The sequence below is a fragment of the Mesorhizobium escarrei genome (assembly GCF_935825525.1).
Taxonomy (GTDB): domain Bacteria; phylum Pseudomonadota; class Alphaproteobacteria; order Rhizobiales; family Rhizobiaceae; genus Mesorhizobium; species Mesorhizobium escarrei.
This window is the reverse complement of record NZ_CAKXZT010000128.1, coordinates 1-1,027: the sequence shown is the minus strand read 5'-3', so window position 1 is coordinate 1,027 and position 1,027 is coordinate 1. Positions and strand designations below refer to the sequence as shown.

The window sequence follows — 1,027 nt, the reverse complement described above, 5'->3', positions numbered from 1 at the left end:
GTTTTGCGCTGTCTGCCGAAACACCGGGCTATCGTCGCTCTGGCAGCCACCCCTCACGCTCCGAGCAGGATGTTTGCCAGGAGAAGGGCTGCCAGGATCAGAACGAGGCCGGCGATCGCGTCCATCCGCTGGCTGCGCGTCAGCCCCCGCCGTTGCCGCTTCATCTGCGAAGCCCCTACGAATTGTCGCACGATTGCGCTACCCTAAGGTCAATCTGGGCTGCGGGACGGTCATCACGGCACGACCCGACGCTCGATATTGGTCGAGCGGGAGCCCCGATGACCGCCCTAGACGCCATTGACGCCGATGCGAGGCGCCCGCTCCCGGGCACAGGCCGGATCGCCAAGCTGGCGGCGCCGCGCAGCGCCAGGATATTGAGGCGGAACCGCGTTCTCGAAGCGATCGGTCTGAAATCGCGTTCGAGCGTATGCTGGGTGGCGGCGCCGGCCGGCTACGGCAAGACGACGGCGGTCATCGACTACCTCGAAAGCGTCGCGGCACCGCATGTGTGGTTCCGCATCGACGAGGGCGACCAGGATATCGCGCGCTTCTTTCAATATCTGGCGCAGTCACTCGCCTCGGCCGCGGACATGCCGGTGTTCGGCGTCGAATATGCCGAGCAGCCGAAGGAGTTCGCCAGGCGCTTCTTCAGAGCCTATTTCGCGCGGTTGAAGCCCGACACCATACTGGTCCTCGACGATTTGCACGACGCCGACACGCCCGAATTCCGGGCGGTGCTTTCCGTGATGTTCCGTGAACTTCCTGACACGGTCCGCTGCATCTGCATCTCCCGCACGCTGCCCCACGACGAACTGGGCGACCTCGTTCTCAAGGGCCAAATGGCCATCGTCGACCGATCGGCGCTCGAATTCTCGGTCGAGGAAGCGCGCGATCTCGTGCAACTTCGTTCGAGGAGCGCCGCCGTTCCAGTCGATGTCGAAGCGGCGCGCGGCTGGGCGATCGGGCTGGTTCTCCTCGCCGATCACGGCTCGGCGGTCGGACTTGACGACACGGTTTTCGGCGGACC

1 protein-coding gene is annotated in these 1,027 nt (G+C 64.9%); it reads left to right on the top strand.

The annotated features are described in order from the left end of the window. Positions 1-278: 278 nt before the first annotated feature. Positions 279-1,027, top strand: a 749-nt coding sequence (locus NMG80_RS17445; RefSeq protein WP_254019236.1) for a MalT transcriptional regulator family protein, incomplete at its 3' end; no start/stop codon positions are given.